We start from the raw sequence: 18,139 nt of genomic DNA, 5'->3' as shown, positions 1-18,139 counted from the left end.
CTGAACGACCGCCAACCGAAGGGCCCGGCTCCAAGGAGCCGGGCCCAAAGGGTTTCCGGGCGCTCACTTCGCGGATTGGACCGTCATCGGCAGGCCACCGCGCACGCGCAGGGTCAGCATGGGCTCTCCGGCCACCTCGTAGCCGCGGACCGTCCGCAACCGCAGTTCCCGTGCCATCGTCGCCAGGACGATCGTCGCCTCCAGCATCCCCAGGCTGTTGCCGACACAGAACCGCGGCCCGGCCCCGAACGGCAGGTAGGCGTAGCGGTGCCGCCCACCCCGTGCCGTCGGAGCGAAACGATCGGGATCGAACCGTTCCGGGTCCTGCCAGAACGCGGGATGCCGGTGCAGCAAGTACGGGCAGATGAGGACATCGGCGCCGGCCGGGACCCGGTAGCCGCCTATCTCATCGGCAGCGCGAGCGATCCGCGGCAGGATCCACACCGGCGGATACAACCGCATGACTTCTTCCAGCACCATCGTCGTGTACTGCAGGCCGTGCAGCGAATCGGCGGTCAGCGGGCCACGGGCGAACACCTCCACGGCCTCGGCGTGCACCCGCTCCCAGACCTCAGGGTGACGGTCCAGAAGGTGGAAGGCCCAGCTCAGGGTGGACGCCGTGGTCTCGTGGCCGGCCAGCAGCAGCGTGACGAGCTCCTCGCGCATGCGCCGGCGCCCCACGCGCGGATCGGGCTCTTCCCGCACTGACTCGATCAGCCGGCTGATGATGTCGTCGCCGCCGGCGCGTCCTTCCCGCCCGGCGGCGAGGGCGTCGGTGATCCGCTGGAGATCCCGTCGGGCCTTGCGGAAACGCAGAGCACCCGGCAGCGGAAGCCACAGCGGGACCGCTCCGAGCGACATCATCTCGAATATGGCCTGGTTCTGGACCGCCTCGAACGAACCGCCGATCGAGTCGAAAGCGCTCAGATCAGCATCCAGCAGGGTCCGGCCCAGGACGCCGAGTGTCAGGACGGTCATCTCGTCGCGCACATCGACCGGTCCGGTGCCGATCCGCTGACGCAGCCGCCGGACCAGGGCCTCGGCTTCGTCGGCGATCACCTCCGCCTGCCGTGCGATCCGCTTGGGCTGGAACACCGGCTGGACCGTCTTGCGCTGCTTGCGCCACCGTTCGCCCTCGCTGGTCAGCAGCCCGTCGCCCATCACCCTGCGGGCCTGGACCAGGCCGATGCCCTTGGAGTAGTTGGCTGCGTTGTCGGCCAGGACGTGGCGCGCGTGGTCGGGGTGATTGAACAGATACAGGGTCTTGGGGCCGAGGGGAATCCGCGCCGCGTCACCGTAGTCGGCGGCGCACTGCTCCATGACCTCCAGCCGGTTGCGGACCATCCGGGTCAGCAGGCCCAGGGCGGCGATCCGGCGGGGACCGGGTGGTACGCGGTGTGCTTCCTGCTGCGTCGCTGCGGCTGTGGCGGTCATCGGCGATCACCGGTGACCGGTGTGCTCGTCGGATTCGGTGCTGCCGTCATCTGCGCGTCCTTTCGCGTCGGCTGTCGTCAGCTGTTCCGTCGACGTGCGTGCGGTGAGCGCCGTTGCGATGCGCTGCCGCCAGACCTCGAATGCCGGCTCGCCGGCGGGCGTCCGCTCCGAGACGTCCGGGAACGACTCCAGGCAGACCTTGGCCGCGTTCTCCGGTGTCGTCCCGGCCAGGATCTCGGTGGCGAGTCTGGTGTGCGGTGTCACCAGATGGCTGCGGACCCGTGCCGTCGCCGCGAACGCACTTGCCTGAGCCACCTGGGGCAGGTAGTGCCGCGCCCGCTGCCGGAACACGAGGAGTTCGGCCTCCTCCAGGCCGCCCGCATAGGTCGCGGCCAGGCTTGCGCCTGCGTACAGGTCGGCTCGGCGGGACTGCGGGAAGGCGTCGATGCCGCCGGCCACCCGGCGCGGATCGGCCCCGTGCACGAACCACATGGCCCGGCCGATGCCCTGGTCGATGACCCGGTTTGCGTAGCCCGCCGATTCCTTGGCCGGCCAGGGGAAGCCGCGCTGCACGTACTGACGGTCGACGTACTTGGCGGTGTGGAAGTACGCCTGGTGGAACCCGTACCCGTCCAGGACGAGCCAGCGCAGGACCGGATCCGGCAGGGCGGCCGTCGCACGGTTCCACAAAAGCCCCGGCAAGCGCCCCAGGGCCCAGCCGGCGCCGACGTACACCATGTAGACATGGTCGTTGCCCCGTCCCTGGAGGAACGCGGCGTTCTTACGGCTGCGCGTCGGCGCCATGGCGTCACGGATCGCGAACGCCATGCCTGCGCCTTCATAGGCGAAGCCCCGGACCCCGTCCGGCAGTTTCTCCAGTCCAGTCTCGGCGTGGCGTGGGGCTTCCGCCTCTGCGGCAAAAGCGAAGCCCGCCAGGAACATGGCTCCGGCCTGCTCCAGCTGATCTCTGGCCTGCGGGCTCTTCTCGTAGAAGCCGCGTGTCGACAGTTTCGTCTGTGATGTGTTCGGTGTCAGGACGCGGCGCCTGAGTGCCGCCCACCTGCTGGCCATTGACTGCCCCTCTCGGCGTCAGGTCCGGAATGCCTGGCTTTCCCTCGCATCCTCGCGCCGGCGGGGCCTGCCCCCTACTCATGGGTTGCCCGACCTGCCCTGGCACGCGCCGAGGGCAACATCCGAGAAGTCGCGGGCGGCGACGGGGCTGTCTAATCCTCACGACGGCGCCCGTGTGCGCGCGAAAGGCGAAATCGATGATCTATGAGATCCGTGAGTACACCGCGGTCCCGGGCCGCATGCATGCCCTCATCCGGCGCAACCGAGAGGTCGGCATACCGCTCTTCGCCAAGCACGGCATGGAGTGTGTGTTCATGTCCGTGACGGAGATCGGCGACAACGGAAACAATGAGCTGGTGTACGTTTTGAAATGGGACTCGTACGCCCAGATGGCCGAGAAGTGGGCCGCCTACCTGACCGACCCGGACTGGCTCGAGGCGAAGGCGGCCAGCGAGGCCGATGGCCCCATCGTGGAACGGATCCGCCGACGGATCGCCAACCCCGCACCATTCCTGTGACGCCCTCGTAAGATCACTGTTGAGCCGATGGGGGGCATTCCTCGCTCCGGTGGCATCCCCGTGCGGTAGGGTCGCCCGGACAGCCGGACGGGGAGGGTTTGAGCGTGACCGCGGCGACGACGGAGGAGTTCGACCGCCAGATCGAACCGTATCGAGGGGAGCTGCTGGCCCACTGCTACCGGATGCTCGGCTCGGTCCATGACGCCGAAGACCTGGTGCAGGAGACCTACTTGCGGGCATGGCGGGCGCGGAGCAAGTACGACGAGGCCCGCAGTTCGCTGCGCACCTGGCTGTACCGGATCGCGACCAATGCCTGTCTGACTGCGCTCGAAAGCCGCAACCGCAGGCCGCTCCCGTCAGGACTGGTCTCCGAGACCGACCCGCTCCAACCCTTCGTCCACGGTGGCGAGGTCACCTGGCTCCAGCCGATCCCGGACTCGTTGCTGGGCCTGGGCGACCCGGCCGGCGCCTCCATCGACCGCAGCAGCCTGCGCCTGGCGTTCGTCGCCGCACTTCAGCACCTGTCCGCGCGGCAGCGTGCGGTGCTCATCCTGCGCGAGGTGCTCGCCTTCTCGGCCGCCGAGGCCGCCGGCATTCTCGATACGACGACTGCGTCGGTCAACAGCTCCCTGCAACGGGCGCGCGCCCGGCTTCAGGACGCGGGCGTCCTGGAGGACCGAGTCACCGAGCCGTCGCAGGCCGAGCAGCGCCTGTGGGTCGAGCGGTACATGGAAGCCTTCGAGGAAGCCGACGTCGAGCGGCTCAAACAGCTGCTCGCCGACGACGTCCTCATGGAGATGCCCCCCATGCTCAACTGGTTCGTCGGCCGCGAGAACTACGCCCGGTTCATGGACTGGCTGTTCACCAAGGCCGGTACCAGCTGGCAGCTGCTGCCGGTCGGCGCCAACGGCCACCCGGCCTTCGCCGCCTACCGCCGCGGCCCCAGCGGCGCCTACGAACTGCACACCCTCCAGGTGTTCACCGTCACCTCCTCCGGCATCAGCCGAAACTCCGTGTTCCAGGACGCCGACGTCTTCGCAGCTTTCGGCCTGGCCGGCAAACTCGACGCCTGACGTCCCTGCGTCGCCTCTGCGCAGCAGCTCACAGGGCACGAAGGGAGTAGTGGGCACACCGACCCGGCCGAGACCATCGGATCGGGCGGCGGTGCGTCGCCCTCGCCGTGACCTGCGACACGAAGGGGCGAACATGAGGGTGATCACCACCCGCGTGGCCGGGCTGCCCGGACTGGTGCTGCGCTGCGTCCGTGTGGGCGCCACCGCATCCGGCTTCGGCCTCGTCTTCGTCGGGTCGGCCGTCGCCGCGCGCCTGTCGCGCTCCACCCGGGGGCGCGGGCTGCACGACGGCGAACGGTGGGTCAGGCTCCTGACCCGGCTGGGACCCTCGTACATCAAGATCGGCCAGCTGCTGAGCACCCGGCGAGATCTGTTGCCCGAGGAAGTCACCAGCGCCCTGGGACGCCTGACCGACGCCGCCCGACCGCCGAGTCGGCGCAGGATCGAACGCGCCGTCCGGCACGCCTATGCACACCGACCGTGGCCGTTCCGGGAGTTCAACTGGGAGCCGGTGGCCTGCGGCAGCATCGCGACCGTTCATGAGGCGGTGACCCTCGACGGCCGTCGTGTCGCCGTCAAGGTGCGCCGTCCGGGCATCGACCGGGTGATGCACCGGGATTTCACACTCACCGCGCTGGCCATGCGCCTGCTCGGCAGACTGCCGCGGCTTCGCAGGATGCCGTTCGCGCTCATGCACGAGCAGGTCGGCGGCGCCATCCTGCAGCAGCTGGACTTCGTCGCCGAAGCCGAATCGCTGGCCGCACTGCGGCGGAACCTGGCGGAATTCGACAACCTCCGCATTCCCGCTCCGCTGCCCGAGCTGTGCACGTCCGAGACCGTGGTCATGGAATACATCGACGACCTGATGCGGTTCGAGCCGGCAGATCTGGACGCCGACACGCGCCGCTGCGTGGTACGCGCGGTCCTGGCCGCGGTCTACGAAATGCTGTTCATCGATGGTCTCGTGCACTGCGACATGCACCCCGGCAACCTGTACGTCGACCGTTCCGCCGGCTTGGTCGTCCTGGATGCCGGGTTCGTCGTCCGGTTGCCCGAGACGGTTCGCCGTTCCTTCGCGGACTTCTTCATCAATATGGCAATGGGCGACGGCTGGATGTGCGCGCACATCGTCATCGAGAGTGCCGCACAGATCGCCGAGGACTGCGACCTGGAGGGCTTCCGGGCCGGCTTGCGCACACTGGTCGAGCAGACCTCGGGCAGCCGGTCCGGTGACTTCGACCTGGCACGCTTCGCCGGCCACCTCTTCGACCTGCAACGCCGCTTCGGTCTGTACCCCGCGCCCGAATTCGCCTTCCCCCTGCTGTCGCTGCTGGTCATCGAGGGAATGATCAAAAACTTCGACGCGGACGTCGACTTCCAGGCAGAGGCTGTTCCGGTCCTCCGCCGCCGCAACGTTCCACGAGGTACCGCTTCCGTCCTGAAAGGGTGAATGAGCATGGACGACGCAACAGCCTATGTCCGGGTCCCGCTGATCGACGAGAAGGAGGCCACCGGGCGCCTGGCCGAACTGTACGAGGAGGTCAAGCACGTCACCGACCTGCCGTTCGTCCCTGACATGTTCCGGCTGGTGTCCACCCGGCCGGACCTGCTGGAGGTCATCCTCTCCGGATACAAGGGAATCTTCCTCGAAGGCGTACTGCCGCGGCAGACGCGGGAGCTGATCTGTGCCTGGACGTCGAAGGTGAACCAGTGCCCCTATTGCGTGGGCACCCACAGTTTCTTCCTCCAGGTCTTCGGTGGCTCGGAGGAACTGGCCTCGGCCCTCGGCGCCGCCGAGACCCCGGAGGACCTGCCGCTCGACGAGCGCACCAAGGTCCTGCTGCGTCTGCTGGGCAAGCTGTGCCGGGAGCCGTACAAAATCACCGATGCCGACTGGCAGCAGGCACTGGACGCCGGCTGGAGCACCGACGAGCTGCTCGAGGCCTTCTTCACTACCGCCCTGTTCAACTTCATCACCCGCATGGTGGACGGCCTGGGCCTGGGCACCTCGGTGACGGCGAGCCGGATCTCGCAGCAGGACGTCCCGACGAGGAGCGAGTCATGAGTCCCTCCCGCGCGGTGCTGATCACCGGTGTGAGCTCCCTGAGCGGGCTCTCCTCCGGCACCGGCCGCGCCACCGCCCTGCGGCTGCACCGCGCCGGCTGGCCGGTCTACGCCACCGGACGCAGTCTGGAGGGCCTGAAGGACCTGGCCGAGCAGGGGATCACCACGCTGCGGGTGGATGTCACCGACGAGCAGTCGATGGCCGCCGCGGTGGACAGAATCACCGAGGAACACGGCGCGGTCGGAGTTCTGATCAACAACGCCGCGTACAGCCTCAACGGCACCATAGGCGAGACCCCGGTCGACGCGGTGCGCCAGCAGTTCGAGACGAACTTCTTCGGCCTGGCCCGGATGACACAACTGGTGCTGCCCGGCATGCGAGAACAGCGCTCAGGGCGGATCGTGATGATGTCCTCGATCTTCGGCCTGTTCGCCACCCCGGGCCGCGGTTACTACCAGGCCACCAAGCACGCGCTGGAGGCCATCAGCGACTCGCTGCGCCTCGAGGTCGCGCCGAGCGGGATCAAGGTGGTGGTCATCGAACCCTCACCCATCCTCGGTGCGTTCGTCCCGACCACCGTCGGCGATCTGGGCCTGGCCACGGACAGCGACCTGTACGCGCAGTTCTGGGAACACTTCGTCGAATGGCACGGCGCCTACCGCGAGGTCGAGCGGCCCAAGGGCCGGGGCCGGACTTCCGTACGCGCGGCCGAGGTCGCCGCGGTCGTCGAGAAGGCGATCACCACGAAGAGGCCGCGGATCCGCTACCGGATCGGGATCCCGGTCAGGCTGCTGCGACCGCAACGTGCGATCTTCGGTGACCGAGCCTGGGAAGCGTTCGTCTCACGGTTCTTTCCCACCCCCTGACCGCCGTCGCACACACAGCGGCTCCGGAACGGGCAGGTTCCGGAGCCGCTGCTCAGCGGTCGCGTCAGTTCTCCCGGAGCCAGTCCGAGGTCCGCTCCCCGATCATGATCGACGTGAGGTTCGTGTTCGCCCGGACGGTGGCCGGCATGATCGATGCGTCGCAGACGTACAGGCCGTCCAGACCATGCACCGCGCCGCGTTCGTCGACGACCGCCGACGGATCCGACGTGGGGCCCATGCGCACCGTGCCGACCGGGTGGTAGGCGCTGTCCAGGCTCGTCTTCACGTACTGCCGCACCATGTCGTCGTTGTCGATCATCGCCTCCCGCAGCACGACGAAGCCCTGTCCCAGGGCGGTGATTCCCGGATGCTGTGCAAGGCGCCACGCGGTGCGCACACCGTCGACGAGGATGTCCAGCTCCCGCTCGTCATCGAGGAAGTTCAGTTCGATCACAGGCTGTGCGGCCGGATCGGCGGAGGTCAGGCTGATCCGGCCCCGAGAGGCGGGGCGCTGGGCCACCACCATCACTCCGAGGATCTGCGGAGCACCCGCCAGCATCTGCAGTTCGGGGAAGTGCGCCAGGTCGAAGTAATTGACCATGTAGTACTGCAGGTCGTTGAACTCGCCCGAGCAAGGCGACGTGGTGCGCAGGATCTCCTGCAGGAACGGTCCGGTCGGATCGACGGCACCCGGCCGCGCCACCATGAACGCCCCCGTGCGCTGGTGGTCGACGAGATGCGTGCCGACCCCGGGAAGGTCCGCCCGGACTTCGACACCAAGGCGCCGCAGGTCCTCCGCCGGGCCCACGCCGGAGCGCAACAGGACCGCCGGGGAAGCCACCGCCCCGGCGGCCAGGATGATCCTGCGTCCCTCGACGAGCTCGTAGGAGCCCCCTGGTGCCGCGGCGATGACGCCGACCGCCTTGTCGCCCTGGAACACCACCCGGTCGACCATCGTGTCGGCCCTGAGATGAAGATTCTCGCGGCCGCGGGCCAGTTGCAGGTACGAGGTGGCGGTCGTGGCCCGCCGCTCGCGGTCCGGACGGCTGGACGGGATCGGACCGACGCCGGTGGACTCCGGATCGTTGTGGTCCCTGACCTCGGGGAATCCGGCCGCCAGGCACGCCTCGACGAACGCCGTCTGTCCCGGCGCCAGTTCCTCCGGCCGCCAGCGCCGGATCGGCACCGGCCCGCCGCGGCCGTGCACCTGTCCGTCCGGGAAGTCGAGGTCGTTCTCTAGCCTGCGGAAGTAGGGCAGGACCTGCGACCAGGACCATGCGGGGTTTCCGGCCGCCGCCCAGTCGTCGTAGTCCGCCGGAACCCCGCGCAGCGCCACCGTCGCACCGACCGCGGACGAGCCGCCGGTGGTCTTGCCACGGGGGTAGCGAATCTTGCGGCCGTCCCGGATATCCGCGCGGTAGCCCCAGTCATGGTCCGCGAACGACATGGTCCGGCCGTAGAAGATGTCCTCGGGCGTCTCCTGCGGCCGCACGAAGTCCGCTCCGCCCTCCAGCACGAGCACGCGTCGGGCGGAGTCCTCCGACAGCCGGGCCGCGAGCACCGCGCCGGCCGACCCGGCGCCAATGATGATGTCGTCGTAATGAGCCGTCATGAGCAGTCCTCGGGGATTGTGGGCCTTCGGGCGCAGCACTCTGCAGCCCCGCGCCGAGCCTGACACCGGCTCCTCGGGCCGGGCTACTCACCCGTTGCCCACCGCCGTCGCAGGCAAGGCACGCACGGAGAAGCCGCGCGATCCGGCCGCGGTCAGGCTGGACGCATCCCGGCCGCAGTGGCCGCACCGGTTGAGGAGGACGCACCGTGTCTCAGAGCGCTGCTTCGCACCGTGAGGGTGCGACGGTCACCGATGCCGCCCCCGAGGGCATCGACCCACGCATCCCGCACGTACCGAGGGTCTTGGACTACCTGCTCGGCGGTACCGCGAATTTCGAGTGCGACCGGCAGGCCGCAGCCCACGCCTTCGCCGGCTGGCCCGGTGAAACCGGCGGGGTGGAGGGCGTGAAGGTCGACATCAGGCATGCGCGTGGCGCGCTGGGCCGCATCGTGCGTCATCTGGTCAAGGACTGCGGTGTCCGACAGTTCCTGGACATCGCCTCCGGGCTGCCGACCATGGACAACGTGCACCTGGCGGCCCGTTCGGCGGCGCCGGACGCGAAGGTCGTCTACGTCGACAACGACCCGCTCGTCGTGGCACACGCCCGGCACCTGCTGGCCGAGGACACCGACGGTGGTGTGAGCTTCCTCCAGGGGGACTTCCACGACCCGCAGGACGTGCTGGCGAGGGCCTCGCGGACGCTGGACTTCTCCCAGCCGGTCGCACTGGTCCTGTTCGGCATGCTGCACTTCGTCGAGGACTTCGCCGAGGGCGCACGGCTGCTGGCCGCCTACCTCGACGCCATGACACCGGGCAGCTACGTGGCCGTGTCCCACTTCGCCAAGGACGACGAGGACACGGAGATGAACGCCACGCTCGACGCTCTCGACAAGCAGCTCGGGGAGGCCGTGGTCCGCCGCACCAGGGCCGAGGTGGCGCGGTTCTTCGACGGTATGGACACAGTCGAACCCGGCGTCGTGGAAACCCAGAACTGGCGCCCCGCCGACACCTCCGGCCCCGCACCGCTGCCGATGTGGGTCGGTGTCGCACGCAAGCGATGAAGACGGCTTGGCCGATGCGCCTACGAAGGGAACGACTCCCATGACGGACCGACCGCAACGGCCGCGGCTGCCGGATCCCGCGCTGACGGCCGAGCAGGCGGACTGGCTGGCCCGGGTCGAGAAGCTGGCTCCCCTGATCGAGGAGCACCGCACCGCCGCTGAGTCCGATCGCCGCATGCCGCTCCCGGTGTTCGAGGCACTGCGCGACGCCGGTTTCACCCGGATGTGGGTGTCCAAGGAGTTCGGCGGCGAACAGGCCGCACTGGACACCGGGATGGCGGTGCTGGAGGCACTGGCACGCCTGGACGCCTCGGTCTCGTGGCAGATCGGTGTCCAGGGGGCCATCGGCCGGCTGTCGGACTACCTGCCCGAGGACAGCTCCCGCAGGCTGTTTCTGGAGAGCGAAGGCTTCGTCGTCGGCGGAGTCAAGCCGTCCGGTATGGCCGAGCCCGTCGACGGCGGTTATCTGCTGCAGGGCGAGTGGGCCATGGCCAGCGGGGCCGCGCACGCCGACTGGCTGGTATGCACGGCGCTGGTCAGCGAGAGGGGCAAGCCGGTTATGACGCCCGCCGGCCCGGACATCGTGATGTTGTTCGTGCCGGCGTCCTCGGTACGCTTCCGCGACACCTGGTACACCGTCGGCCTGCGGGGCACGGGAAGCAACCACTTCCAGCTGGACGAGCGTTTCGTCCCCGAGGAACTCGCAGTGCGCAAGGCCCAGATGGCCCAGGCCCCGCCCGCGCGTGCGTCCCGCGGATATCCGGTGGGGTACTTCGATTTCGGTCCGTTCTCGACCGCGCCGGTCGCCCTCGGGATCGCGCGGGACGCACTGGAGACGTTCCGCGAGACGGCCCATGCGAAGACACCGGCGAGCGGGACGCGCACGTTGGCGGACAACCATGTGGTGCAGGAGCGGTTCGCGCGCTGCGAGACAGCCGTGTACGGGGCGCGGCTCATGCTGTACGAGGCGGCGAGGCAGGTCGTCGCTGCGGCGGGGGCGGGCGGCGATGAGCTCAGTTCGCTGATACGCCTGGCCTCCGCCGCGCTCGCGGAAAGCACCACGTCGGCCGTGGAGACGGTGTACACACTGGCCGGCACGACGTCGCTGTACCAGACGAGCCGACTGGAACGCTGCTTCCGCGACGTCAACTCCGTGACCAAGCACATCGCGCTGTCGTACACGCACTTCGAGACCGTCGGTGACTACCTGATGAACGGCCGGCTGGTGATGCGCCGCTGATCAGCGCGACGACGAGCGCGCCGCGCGATCATGTCGATCGCGCGGCGCATTCGTGTCATTCGGCTGCGAACGCGTCGCAGACGGCCATCAGGCTCTCGCGGAAGGCGCCCTGGGGCATGCCCTTCCCGGCGGTGAACAGCAGCGGCTCCTCGTAGAGACCGTCGAAGCCCGCGGCGAAGCGTTCCTGCGCCTCCTTGGGGGTGCCGTACACGGCGAGGGCGTCGAGCATGCGGTCGGACACCGCAGCCGCTGCCGCCGGGAAGTCGCCTCGGCCCAGGGCCTCGCGGATGCCGGCGACCTCATTGTCGAAGCCGTGAAAGTCCATCAATGGGGCGGCGGAGCGGCGGGCGGCGAAGACGGCGACCTGAGCGGCGGCGAAGGACCGGGCCCGCGCGGAATCCTCGGCGACGGCACAGATGATCATCCCGGTGATGGGCACGGCTGGTGGACGGCCCGCGCGCTCCGCGGCGTCGGCCAGTTCAGGGCGTACCACCTCTTCGACGAAACCGCGACTGCACAGTGGCAGGCCTACGAGGCCGTCGGCGACCGCGCCCGCGGCACGGATCATCGCCCGGCGGCCGCCGGCCAGCAGGATCCTGGGACGGCGTCCGGTGGGCTCGGAACCCTCGGTCTCTGCCGAAACCGGCCAGTCGGGGAGCGCCGGATCCGCGGCGATACGGCAGCGATAGAACGCGCCGTCGTGCTCGACAGCCGTGGTGTGCACGTCCCAGATCCGTCGGATCAGGGGCACCAATTCCATCAGCCGTTCCGCCGGCCGGGTCTCATCCAGACCGTGCCAGTCAGCGATCACTTGCGGGTTTCCCGTCCCAAGGCCCAGCGCCACCCGTCCCGGCGCAAGCTCGTCCAGTGACCGGAACTCGGTCGCCAGCGTCACCGGTGTCCGGCCCAGCGCCCACGCGATCGCCGAGCCGAGCCGGATGCGCGAGGTGGCGGTGGCTGCCGCGGCCAGTGTCACGACCGCCGAGCGGTCGTAGAACTCGCTCGACCAGAACGAGGGCAGTCCGCGTCGTTCCGCCTCCGCGGCCACCTCCACCGCCAGGGGCACCGACCCCGCCTGTACGGCCAGACCCGGCTTGCCCTTCCCTGCACCTTCCACAGCCATCTCCGTCTCCCGTCAACGTCGTGACTCCTCGCGACGGTATGTCCGGCTGCGGCCCGGCACTTCTCCCAGGCTGCGCAAGGCCGGAGAAGCCCGTGCAAGCGGCATGCCAGCACGCTGATCCATGGAGAGAGGAGCGGACACATGCCGCAGTTCGATGACATCGTGGTGGGCGCCGGCGGCGCTGGGGCCGTGCTCGCGGCACGGCTGAGCGAAGACGGCCATCGACGGGTCGCCCTGATCGAGGCGGGCCCGCACTACCAGAACCCCGATACCACGCCGTCGGACCTGCTGGACGCGAACACCATGGCGCTGGCCGGGCACTCCTGGGGCCTGACCGCCCAGCTCACCGCACGGCGCCGGGTGCCCTTGCCGCAGGGCAAGGTCACGGGTGGCTCGTCAGCGGTCGGGAACACGGTCGCCATCCGGGGCACACCCGCCGACTACGACGAGTGGGCGGCACTCGGCAACCCCTTGTGGGACTGGGAGCGGGCTCTTCCGGTGCTGACCGCTGTTGAGGACGACGCCGAATACGGCGACCGGGAATTCCACGCGTCCGGCGGCCCCCTGCCGATCCGACGCTGGCGCGACGACGAGTTGACGCCCGTCCAACAGGGCTTTCTCGAGGCGTGCCTGGCCGCCGGTCACCCCTACGCACCGGACCACAACCATCCCTCTTCCAGCGGCGTCGGCCCCATACCGTCGACCAGGCGGGAGGCCTCAGTGCGTGTCTCCACCGCCATGGCGTACCTGTGGCCGGCCCGGCACCGGCCCAACCTCCGCGTCATCCCCGGTGCGCTCGTCGACCGAGTCGTGATCCGCGACGGCCGGGCGGTCGGTGTGGTGGTGGATGGCACGGAGTTGTCGGGGCGACGCGTGATCCTGGCTGCCGGCGCGATCGGGTCTCCGGCGGTCCTGTGGCGCTCGGGGGTCGGCCCGGCCGACGCCCTGCGACGTCTGGGCATAAAGGTCCACTCCGACCGGCCCGGCGTAGGGGCCGGGCTCACCGACCAGCCTCGCATCGGGGTGTTCCTGACCCCGAAGCCCGGCGCCGAGAACGAAGGAAAGTCGACCGGCCAGATCGTACTGCGGACAACATCCTCGCAGCCGGACCACCGCTTCAACGACATGTACTACGCGATGGTCAACCGGTTCGACCTCACCCACCACTTCCCGGAGCTGCGCAAGGTCGCCGGAGCGCGCACCGTGTTCGGCGTGATGGCGGTGGCACGACGCGCGCACTCACGGGGGAGCGTGGTCCTGGAGTCGGCCGACCCGGCCGCCGCGCCGAGGATCGACCTGGGATATCTGTCGGACGAACGCGACTACGCACTGCTGTCGGAGGCCGTGCGCGGCTGCTGGCAGCTGGCGCAGTCACCGAAGATCTTCGACCACGGCGAGGAAGCAGTCCTGGTGGACGAACGGACCCTGGACTCGGAGGAGACTCTGCGGGCCTACATCGATGCCGCGGTGGACTCGGCCTACAACCCGGTCGGCACGGTACGGATGGGCGGGGCCGACGACGAGACCGCGGTGGTGGACCAGCACTGCGCGGTGCATGGCGTCGAAGGCCTTTTCGTGGCCGACGCTTCGGTCATGCCGGCCATGGTCTGCGCCAATACGCTGCTCAGTGTGGTAATGATCGCCGAACGTGCCGCTGCGATGCTCTGCGCCGGGTGATCCGTTCCCGCGGTGTCATCCGAGTGGTCGGTCCCGTTCTGCCCTTGGGGCGGGACGGGACCGACCCATCAGCAATGCTGTGTGACAGGCATTCAGTTGTTCGGCTTCGCAGGGCTGTTGTGGTAGCCGGCGATCAGCCACCGGCCGTCCCGCTTCTCCAGCACCCAGGTGGCGTACACCAGGCGCTCGGCGGGCAGCTCGGTCTCGCCCGGGAAGAGGATTCCGGACTCGCTGACGACGATGGCGCCGTCCTGGCCGAGGAAGCGCACCCCGATCTGCTTGTTGTACGTCTTGGTGCCCTTGAGCGGTCCGGCGAAGCCGCCGGCCATGCTCTGGCGGATCCCTTCGCGACCCTGACGGAACGAGCCGGGGAGGATCGCGGTCGCGTCCTCCGTGTAGTCGGCGACGAAGGCGTCGGCGTCGTTGGCCTCCCACGCCTTGTAAAGGGCTTCGAGAACGGTGCTGATCGCGGTCTCGTCCTGCAGGCGGTTGTCGGACATGGTCCTCTCCTTGTCACGCGTGTCCAGGGACCCTCACGGATCCACCCGTACATACCGGCGAGGCGGCCTGAACTCATCGCGGTTCTGCACACAGCTATGTGACGACCGTCACAGGCAAGGGGGTGCTGTTCGGCCAAGGAAGGGCAGCCATGAAGAAGTCACTGTGGGCGTTCGAGGAGAAACTCGAACGGGTTCTGCCGGGGTGGCTGGTGACGGCTGACCGGTACCGAGCGGCAGTGGCCGGTCCGGCCTCTGCGGTGAGGGCTGAGGACTTGCTCCCGTGCCGTGGGGGTGGCGGGAGATGTCGTGAAGGGGGCGCTGATTGCGAAATCGGGAGTCTGACAGTTCACGGTGCCGAGCGGGGGAATGATCTTGGACGTCGTACAACTAGCAGTCGAGCATGCCATTTCCACCATGTGGAACCGCTACAGCGAGCCGCTGACACTAGACGACATCGCCGACTCAGCCATTCTGAGCAAATTTTACTTCTCCCGTACCTTCCGCGCCATCACCGGAACATCCCCGGGCCGATTCCTGGCCGCGATCCGGCTGTTCCGCGCCAAGAATCTGCTCCTGGAGACGACCCAGAACGTGACTGACATCGCGTACACCGTTGGGTACAACAGCCTGGGCACGTTCACCAGCCGATTCACGCGCAGTGTCGGGACCTCGCCAGGCCGCTATCGCCTGCTGTCCCAGGACGGCCTGCACACTCTGGGCGGCCGTCCACCGCACGGGGACGGCCATGGGACGGTCACCGGCTCGATTCGCATGCCGGAAACGGACGAGCCGGTCCGCGTGTACGTCGGGGCGTTCAGTTCCCCGCTGGTGGAAGGCTTCCCGGTGGCCTGCGACATTCTGGACCGCTCCGGTCGCTATACGCTCAAGCACGTTCCCTCCGGGACGTGGTACGTGCGTGCGGCCGCCGTCGGTGTGCGTGACATCGATCCGAGGCCGTGGCTCCGCAAGCCCCTCTTCCTCGGTAAGACCGACCGGCTGGTGGTCCGGTCGGACACCATGCTCGACGGGCACCACATCGGAATGCGCCCCGTGGCACTCGTCGACACGCCGGTTCTGCTGGCACTTCCGGAGCTGGACAACTGGTTGATGCCGACGCTGGACACCGCCGCCTGATTAAGGACGCCCGCAGACTGACGCGGACCTCTCGTCGGTAAGTGCTGCTACTGCCTGCCGACGGGAGGTCCGCTTGCGATGCTCACTCCACCGGCCCTTGAGGCGGCCGGAAAGGTCCCCAGCTGAAGGCGGGAATCCATGTCGCCGGATCGTCGCTCCAGGACAGTTCGCTGATCTGCCGCACGGTCCGTCGTCCCACGAGCGACCGGTACAGGTCATGTGCAGTCCCGGACACAACAGCCGTCGGTTCGCCGTCGCCTACGTCCCACTGCGCCTCCATCGTCTGCAGCCGCAGGGCCGGGCGCCTCAGCTGGACCACCGACGCGCGGAAGCCGTTGATCGCCAGGTCGAACGCTGCCCGGGCCGCCGGGTGCGACTTCGGCAGCTCGGATGCGAGCGCGTGGCGGATGTCGAACTCGTGGGTGTAGGCATCCATCACCAGGACCGAGCCCGCGGTGTCGCTCGAGGAGCCGCGCAGACCGAGCTCGACACGTTCGCCACTGCGGTTCCACTCGACCAGCAGCTCGGGCAGCGTGTCCCCGGCGGCCTTTTTCGGCCGGCCGACCAGATTGTGTTCCGCCAAGCGGCAGTTGGCGACCAGGTGGGCGACGGTGTCGTACACGGTCCAGCCCGGGCATGCCGGCACCGGAAGGACTGCGGCGTCCGGGCGGCTGGTGAGCAGGCGCGTCAGACTGGCACGAGTGTGACAGTACGCCAGGTGAAGGGGCAGGACCGCTTCCCCGGGCTCCCCTGCTGTCCCGTACTGAGTGTCACCGATCAATCTCAGGCCCCTCGTCCTCGTGGGTGCGCGCCGAAACAGGCTATGCGATCGTGGAGGAAGCCGCGTCGGGCGGCTTCCCCGTCTGGATTCCGTTCGAGAGTCACAGGCTTTCTTTCCCACAAGCCGACCCCGTCGCTCGTGGGCGGTGGGGCGGGCGGGGGGGGGCCCCCCCCCGCCCCCCCCCGGGCCCCCCCCCGCGGGGGGGGGCGCCCCCCCCCCCCCCCCCCCGCAAAACCCACACCCCCCCGCGGCGGGGTGGGGGGCCCCCCCCCCACCCCCCCGCGGCCGCCCCCCGCCCGCCCCCCCCGCCCCCCCCCCCCCCCCCGCCCCCCCCCCCCCCCCCCGCCCGCCCCGCCGCCCCCCCCCCCCCCCCCCCCCCCCCCGCCGGGAGCGTCATCAGTTCGCCTGGGACACCAGCAGCCCTTCCTCGGCAATGGCCTCCAGGCGCCGGTCCTTGGTCTCCGGGCCCACCCAGAACAGCGCCAGCACCGCCACCAGCAGGGGGACGACGCCGATCACCGCGGTCGTGCCGATCGACGGCACGGACTTGATCCCGACGACAACGGCGAGGATCATCACGCCGCCGGCCTTCGTCATCGCCGCCGCCAGGCCGGTGCCCCGGGTCCGGATCCGCGTGGGGTAAAGCTCCGCGGCGTAGGCGACGGCCGTCGCGGCCAGCGAGCCGATGCCCGCTGTCGGCAGCATCAGCAGCAAGGGCAGCAGGAAGCGGGTGTGCACCAGCTGATCCCCCCACAGCACGAACGCTCCCAGCGACGCCGCTGTGACTGCGGACAGCGACATCAACGTTCTGCGGCTGCCCAGCGTTCCGTACATCCAGGCGGCCAGGACGGTGAACGGCAGGCCGATCAGTGCCGCGTTCCGGATCGTGTAGTCGGCTTTCACCGAGGTGTAGCCCAGCTGCTGCAAGTTCGTGGGGACCCACTGCTGGAAACCGTAGGTCACCAGGCCGATTCCCAGCCCCAGGCAGAGGATGGTCAGGCTGGTCGCGGCCAGAGGCGAGCGCAGGATGTCCGTGACGCGCGCGTCGTCCTCCGCGTTCACGGCCCGGTCGTCGCGGACTTCGTGGGCCACTGCGCCGTAGCGGGCCATCACGGCCTTGGCCTCCTCCGTGCGGCCTCGAGCGATCAGGTAGCGGGGTGACTCCGGAATCCAGCGGCTGATCGCGATGAAAAGCAGGCCGGTCGGCAGGCCGATCAGCCACAGGATCCGCCAGGAGTAGTGCGGGGACAGGGCTCCGCTGAGCCAGCTGACGAGCAGGTAGGCGCCGACTGCGTTGCCACCGACCAGCACCATGAGCCATCCGCGGTGCCTGGCCGGCATGGTCTCCGCCAAGAGAGTGAAGCCGACCGGCAGCATGCCGCCGGCCCCGATCCCCATGAGGGCGCACATGACAAGGTTCCAGATGAACCCCGGCATCACTCCGCAGATCGAGGTCGTCAGGAACAGCGCCCCGGCGAAAAGGATGGAGGCCCGGCGGCCGATGAGGTCACTGAGCGCTCCCCACACCATCGAGCCCACGACGGTCCCCGTGATGGCCACGAGCGGGAGCCACGCCACGGTGATGTGCGCGTGCTTGTCCACCGGCAGCAGGCCGTACTCCCTGGCCATGCCGGGTGCCACGAAGGAGAGGGTGATCGGCTTCATCGTGTCGATGGTGACCGCGATGCTCATGGCGACCAGCAGAGCCACGTGCTGCTTGCGAAGGGGCGCGTCGTCGAGCGCGGTCACCCGGATGCGGGCTGCGGCCCGCCGGACGTCGTCTCTCCGCGCGGGCAACAGGCCGTAGAGCACCGCGGCCAGGCCCACCACGATCAGTGCCATACCGGCGAGCATGGACGCATCGGGCCGCATACCGGCCATCGCGTATCCCATGTCGTGTGCGCTGAAGTACATGGGCAGGTGGAGAGCGACTCCAGCCGTACACGCGATCGTGCCGAGCCAAAAGGCCAAGGGATGTTCGAAC

The 18,139-nt window shown here is 69.1% G+C and carries 16 protein-coding genes; 9 read left to right on the top strand and 7 right to left on the bottom strand.

Features of this window, described 5'->3' with window-relative positions; all coding sequences use genetic code 11:
• Positions 1 to 63: 63 nt before the first annotated feature.
• Positions 64 to 1,434, bottom strand: a complete 1,371-nt coding sequence (locus tag ACFYZE_RS35265; RefSeq protein ID WP_389003541.1) for a cytochrome P450 — start codon at positions 1,432 to 1,434, stop codon at positions 64 to 66.
• 6 nt (positions 1,435 to 1,440) lie between these two features.
• On the bottom strand, positions 1,441 to 2,505 hold the full coding sequence (locus ACFYZE_RS35260; RefSeq protein WP_389003538.1) for a DUF1702 family protein: 1,065 nt from the start codon (positions 2,503 to 2,505) through the stop codon (positions 1,441 to 1,443).
• 197 nt (positions 2,506 to 2,702) lie between these two features.
• Between ACFYZE_RS35260 and ACFYZE_RS35255 the strand changes: the two genes are divergently transcribed.
• From ACFYZE_RS35255 to ACFYZE_RS35235, 5 genes are all read left to right on the top strand, one after another.
• Positions 2,703 to 3,023 (top strand): NIPSNAP family protein, encoded by a 321-nt coding sequence (locus ACFYZE_RS35255; RefSeq protein WP_389003535.1) that lies wholly within the window; start codon positions 2,703 to 2,705, stop codon positions 3,021 to 3,023.
• 104 nt (positions 3,024 to 3,127) lie between these two features.
• On the top strand, positions 3,128 to 4,096 hold the full coding sequence (locus ACFYZE_RS35250) for a sigma-70 family RNA polymerase sigma factor (RefSeq protein WP_389003532.1): 969 nt from the start codon (positions 3,128 to 3,130) through the stop codon (positions 4,094 to 4,096).
• 133 nt (positions 4,097 to 4,229) lie between these two features.
• Positions 4,230 to 5,546 carry an ABC1 kinase family protein gene (locus ACFYZE_RS35245; protein ID WP_389003529.1) on the top strand — a complete coding sequence of 439 codons (1,317 nt, stop codon included), beginning with the start codon at positions 4,230 to 4,232 and terminating at the stop codon, positions 5,544 to 5,546.
• Positions 5,547 to 5,552: 6 nt separating this feature from the next.
• Positions 5,553 to 6,161, top strand: a complete 609-nt coding sequence (locus ACFYZE_RS35240; protein ID WP_389003526.1) for a carboxymuconolactone decarboxylase family protein — start codon at positions 5,553 to 5,555, stop codon at positions 6,159 to 6,161.
• Complete coding sequence (locus ACFYZE_RS35235) at positions 6,158 to 7,027, top strand: SDR family NAD(P)-dependent oxidoreductase (protein ID WP_389003523.1); 870 nt, start codon at positions 6,158 to 6,160, stop codon at positions 7,025 to 7,027. Before ACFYZE_RS35240 ends, ACFYZE_RS35235 begins: the two co-directional genes overlap by 4 nt.
• Before the next feature lie 64 nt (positions 7,028 to 7,091).
• On the opposite strand, the gene ACFYZE_RS35230 is transcribed toward ACFYZE_RS35235, so the two are convergent.
• Positions 7,092 to 8,639 (bottom strand): GMC family oxidoreductase, encoded by a 1,548-nt coding sequence (locus ACFYZE_RS35230; RefSeq protein ID WP_389003520.1) that lies wholly within the window; start codon positions 8,637 to 8,639, stop codon positions 7,092 to 7,094.
• A 206-nt stretch (positions 8,640 to 8,845) separates the two neighbouring features.
• Here ACFYZE_RS35230 and ACFYZE_RS35225 point away from each other — a divergent pair, with 206 nt between their 5' ends.
• Positions 8,846 to 9,700: an SAM-dependent methyltransferase gene (locus ACFYZE_RS35225; RefSeq protein WP_389003517.1), complete on the top strand. Its 855-nt coding sequence runs from the start codon at positions 8,846 to 8,848 to the stop codon at positions 9,698 to 9,700.
• A gap of 40 nt (positions 9,701 to 9,740) precedes the next feature.
• Positions 9,741 to 10,940 (top strand): acyl-CoA dehydrogenase family protein, encoded by a 1,200-nt coding sequence (locus ACFYZE_RS35220; protein WP_389003514.1) that lies wholly within the window; start codon positions 9,741 to 9,743, stop codon positions 10,938 to 10,940.
• Positions 10,941 to 10,995: 55 nt separating this feature from the next.
• Here ACFYZE_RS35220 and ACFYZE_RS35215 read toward each other — a convergent pair whose 3' ends face one another.
• On the bottom strand, positions 10,996 to 12,063 hold the full coding sequence (locus tag ACFYZE_RS35215) for an LLM class flavin-dependent oxidoreductase (RefSeq protein ID WP_389003511.1): 1,068 nt from the start codon (positions 12,061 to 12,063) through the stop codon (positions 10,996 to 10,998).
• Positions 12,064 to 12,204: 141 nt separating this feature from the next.
• On the opposite strand from ACFYZE_RS35215, the gene ACFYZE_RS35210 reads away from it, so the two are divergent.
• Positions 12,205 to 13,740 carry a GMC family oxidoreductase gene (locus tag ACFYZE_RS35210; RefSeq protein WP_389003508.1) on the top strand — a complete coding sequence of 512 codons (1,536 nt, stop codon included), beginning with the start codon at positions 12,205 to 12,207 and terminating at the stop codon, positions 13,738 to 13,740.
• A 92-nt stretch (positions 13,741 to 13,832) separates the two neighbouring features.
• On the opposite strand, the gene ACFYZE_RS35205 is transcribed toward ACFYZE_RS35210, so the two are convergent.
• On the bottom strand, positions 13,833 to 14,240 hold the full coding sequence (locus ACFYZE_RS35205; protein WP_389003505.1) for an SgcJ/EcaC family oxidoreductase: 408 nt from the start codon (positions 14,238 to 14,240) through the stop codon (positions 13,833 to 13,835).
• 414 nt (positions 14,241 to 14,654) lie between these two features.
• On the opposite strand from ACFYZE_RS35205, the gene ACFYZE_RS35200 reads away from it, so the two are divergent.
• Positions 14,655 to 15,374 carry a helix-turn-helix transcriptional regulator gene (locus tag ACFYZE_RS35200; protein ID WP_389003502.1) on the top strand — a complete coding sequence of 240 codons (720 nt, stop codon included), beginning with the start codon at positions 14,655 to 14,657 and terminating at the stop codon, positions 15,372 to 15,374.
• Positions 15,375 to 15,456: 82 nt separating this feature from the next.
• On the opposite strand, the gene ACFYZE_RS35195 is transcribed toward ACFYZE_RS35200, so the two are convergent.
• Positions 15,457 to 16,275: a maleylpyruvate isomerase family mycothiol-dependent enzyme gene (locus ACFYZE_RS35195; RefSeq protein WP_389003499.1), complete on the bottom strand. Its 819-nt coding sequence runs from the start codon at positions 16,273 to 16,275 to the stop codon at positions 15,457 to 15,459.
• A gap of 276 nt (positions 16,276 to 16,551) precedes the next feature.
• The gene (locus tag ACFYZE_RS35190; protein ID WP_389003496.1) at positions 16,552 to 18,069 is read right to left on the bottom strand and encodes an MFS transporter; all 1,518 of its coding nucleotides are present in this window, start codon (positions 18,067 to 18,069) and stop codon (positions 16,552 to 16,554) included.
• Between the last annotated feature and the right edge of the window lie 70 nt (positions 18,070 to 18,139).

This window comes from Streptomyces sp. NPDC001796 (genome assembly GCF_042892355.1).
Taxonomy (GTDB): Bacteria; Actinomycetota; Actinomycetes; order Streptomycetales; family Streptomycetaceae; genus Streptomyces.
Note: the sequence above shows the minus strand (reverse complement) of the source record. Positions and strands in the feature narration are given on the sequence as shown.

Bases quoted from the DNA above. Each gene is read 5' to 3' on its own strand.
- ACFYZE_RS35265 (WP_389003541.1), bottom strand. From the start codon at position 1,434: ATGACCGCCACAGCCGCAGCGACGCAGCAGGAAGCACACCGCGTACCA.
- ACFYZE_RS35260 (WP_389003538.1), bottom strand. From the start codon at position 2,505: ATGGCCAGCAGGTGGGCGGCACTCAGGCGCCGCGTCCTGACACCGAAC.
- ACFYZE_RS35255 (WP_389003535.1), top strand. From the start codon at position 2,703: ATGATCTATGAGATCCGTGAGTACACCGCGGTCCCGGGCCGCATGCAT.
- ACFYZE_RS35245 (WP_389003529.1), top strand. From the start codon at position 4,230: ATGAGGGTGATCACCACCCGCGTGGCCGGGCTGCCCGGACTGGTGCTG.
- ACFYZE_RS35240 (WP_389003526.1), top strand. From the start codon at position 5,553: ATGGACGACGCAACAGCCTATGTCCGGGTCCCGCTGATCGACGAGAAG.
- ACFYZE_RS35235 (WP_389003523.1), top strand. From the start codon at position 6,158: ATGAGTCCCTCCCGCGCGGTGCTGATCACCGGTGTGAGCTCCCTGAGC.
- ACFYZE_RS35230 (WP_389003520.1), bottom strand. From the start codon at position 8,639: ATGACGGCTCATTACGACGACATCATCATTGGCGCCGGGTCGGCCGGC.
- ACFYZE_RS35220 (WP_389003514.1), top strand. From the start codon at position 9,741: ATGACGGACCGACCGCAACGGCCGCGGCTGCCGGATCCCGCGCTGACG.
- ACFYZE_RS35215 (WP_389003511.1), bottom strand. From the start codon at position 12,063: ATGGCTGTGGAAGGTGCAGGGAAGGGCAAGCCGGGTCTGGCCGTACAG.
- ACFYZE_RS35210 (WP_389003508.1), top strand. From the start codon at position 12,205: ATGCCGCAGTTCGATGACATCGTGGTGGGCGCCGGCGGCGCTGGGGCC.
- ACFYZE_RS35205 (WP_389003505.1), bottom strand. From the start codon at position 14,240: ATGTCCGACAACCGCCTGCAGGACGAGACCGCGATCAGCACCGTTCTC.
- ACFYZE_RS35200 (WP_389003502.1), top strand. From the start codon at position 14,655: ATGTGGAACCGCTACAGCGAGCCGCTGACACTAGACGACATCGCCGAC.
- ACFYZE_RS35190 (WP_389003496.1), bottom strand. From the start codon at position 18,069: ATGTACTTCAGCGCACACGACATGGGATACGCGATGGCCGGTATGCGG.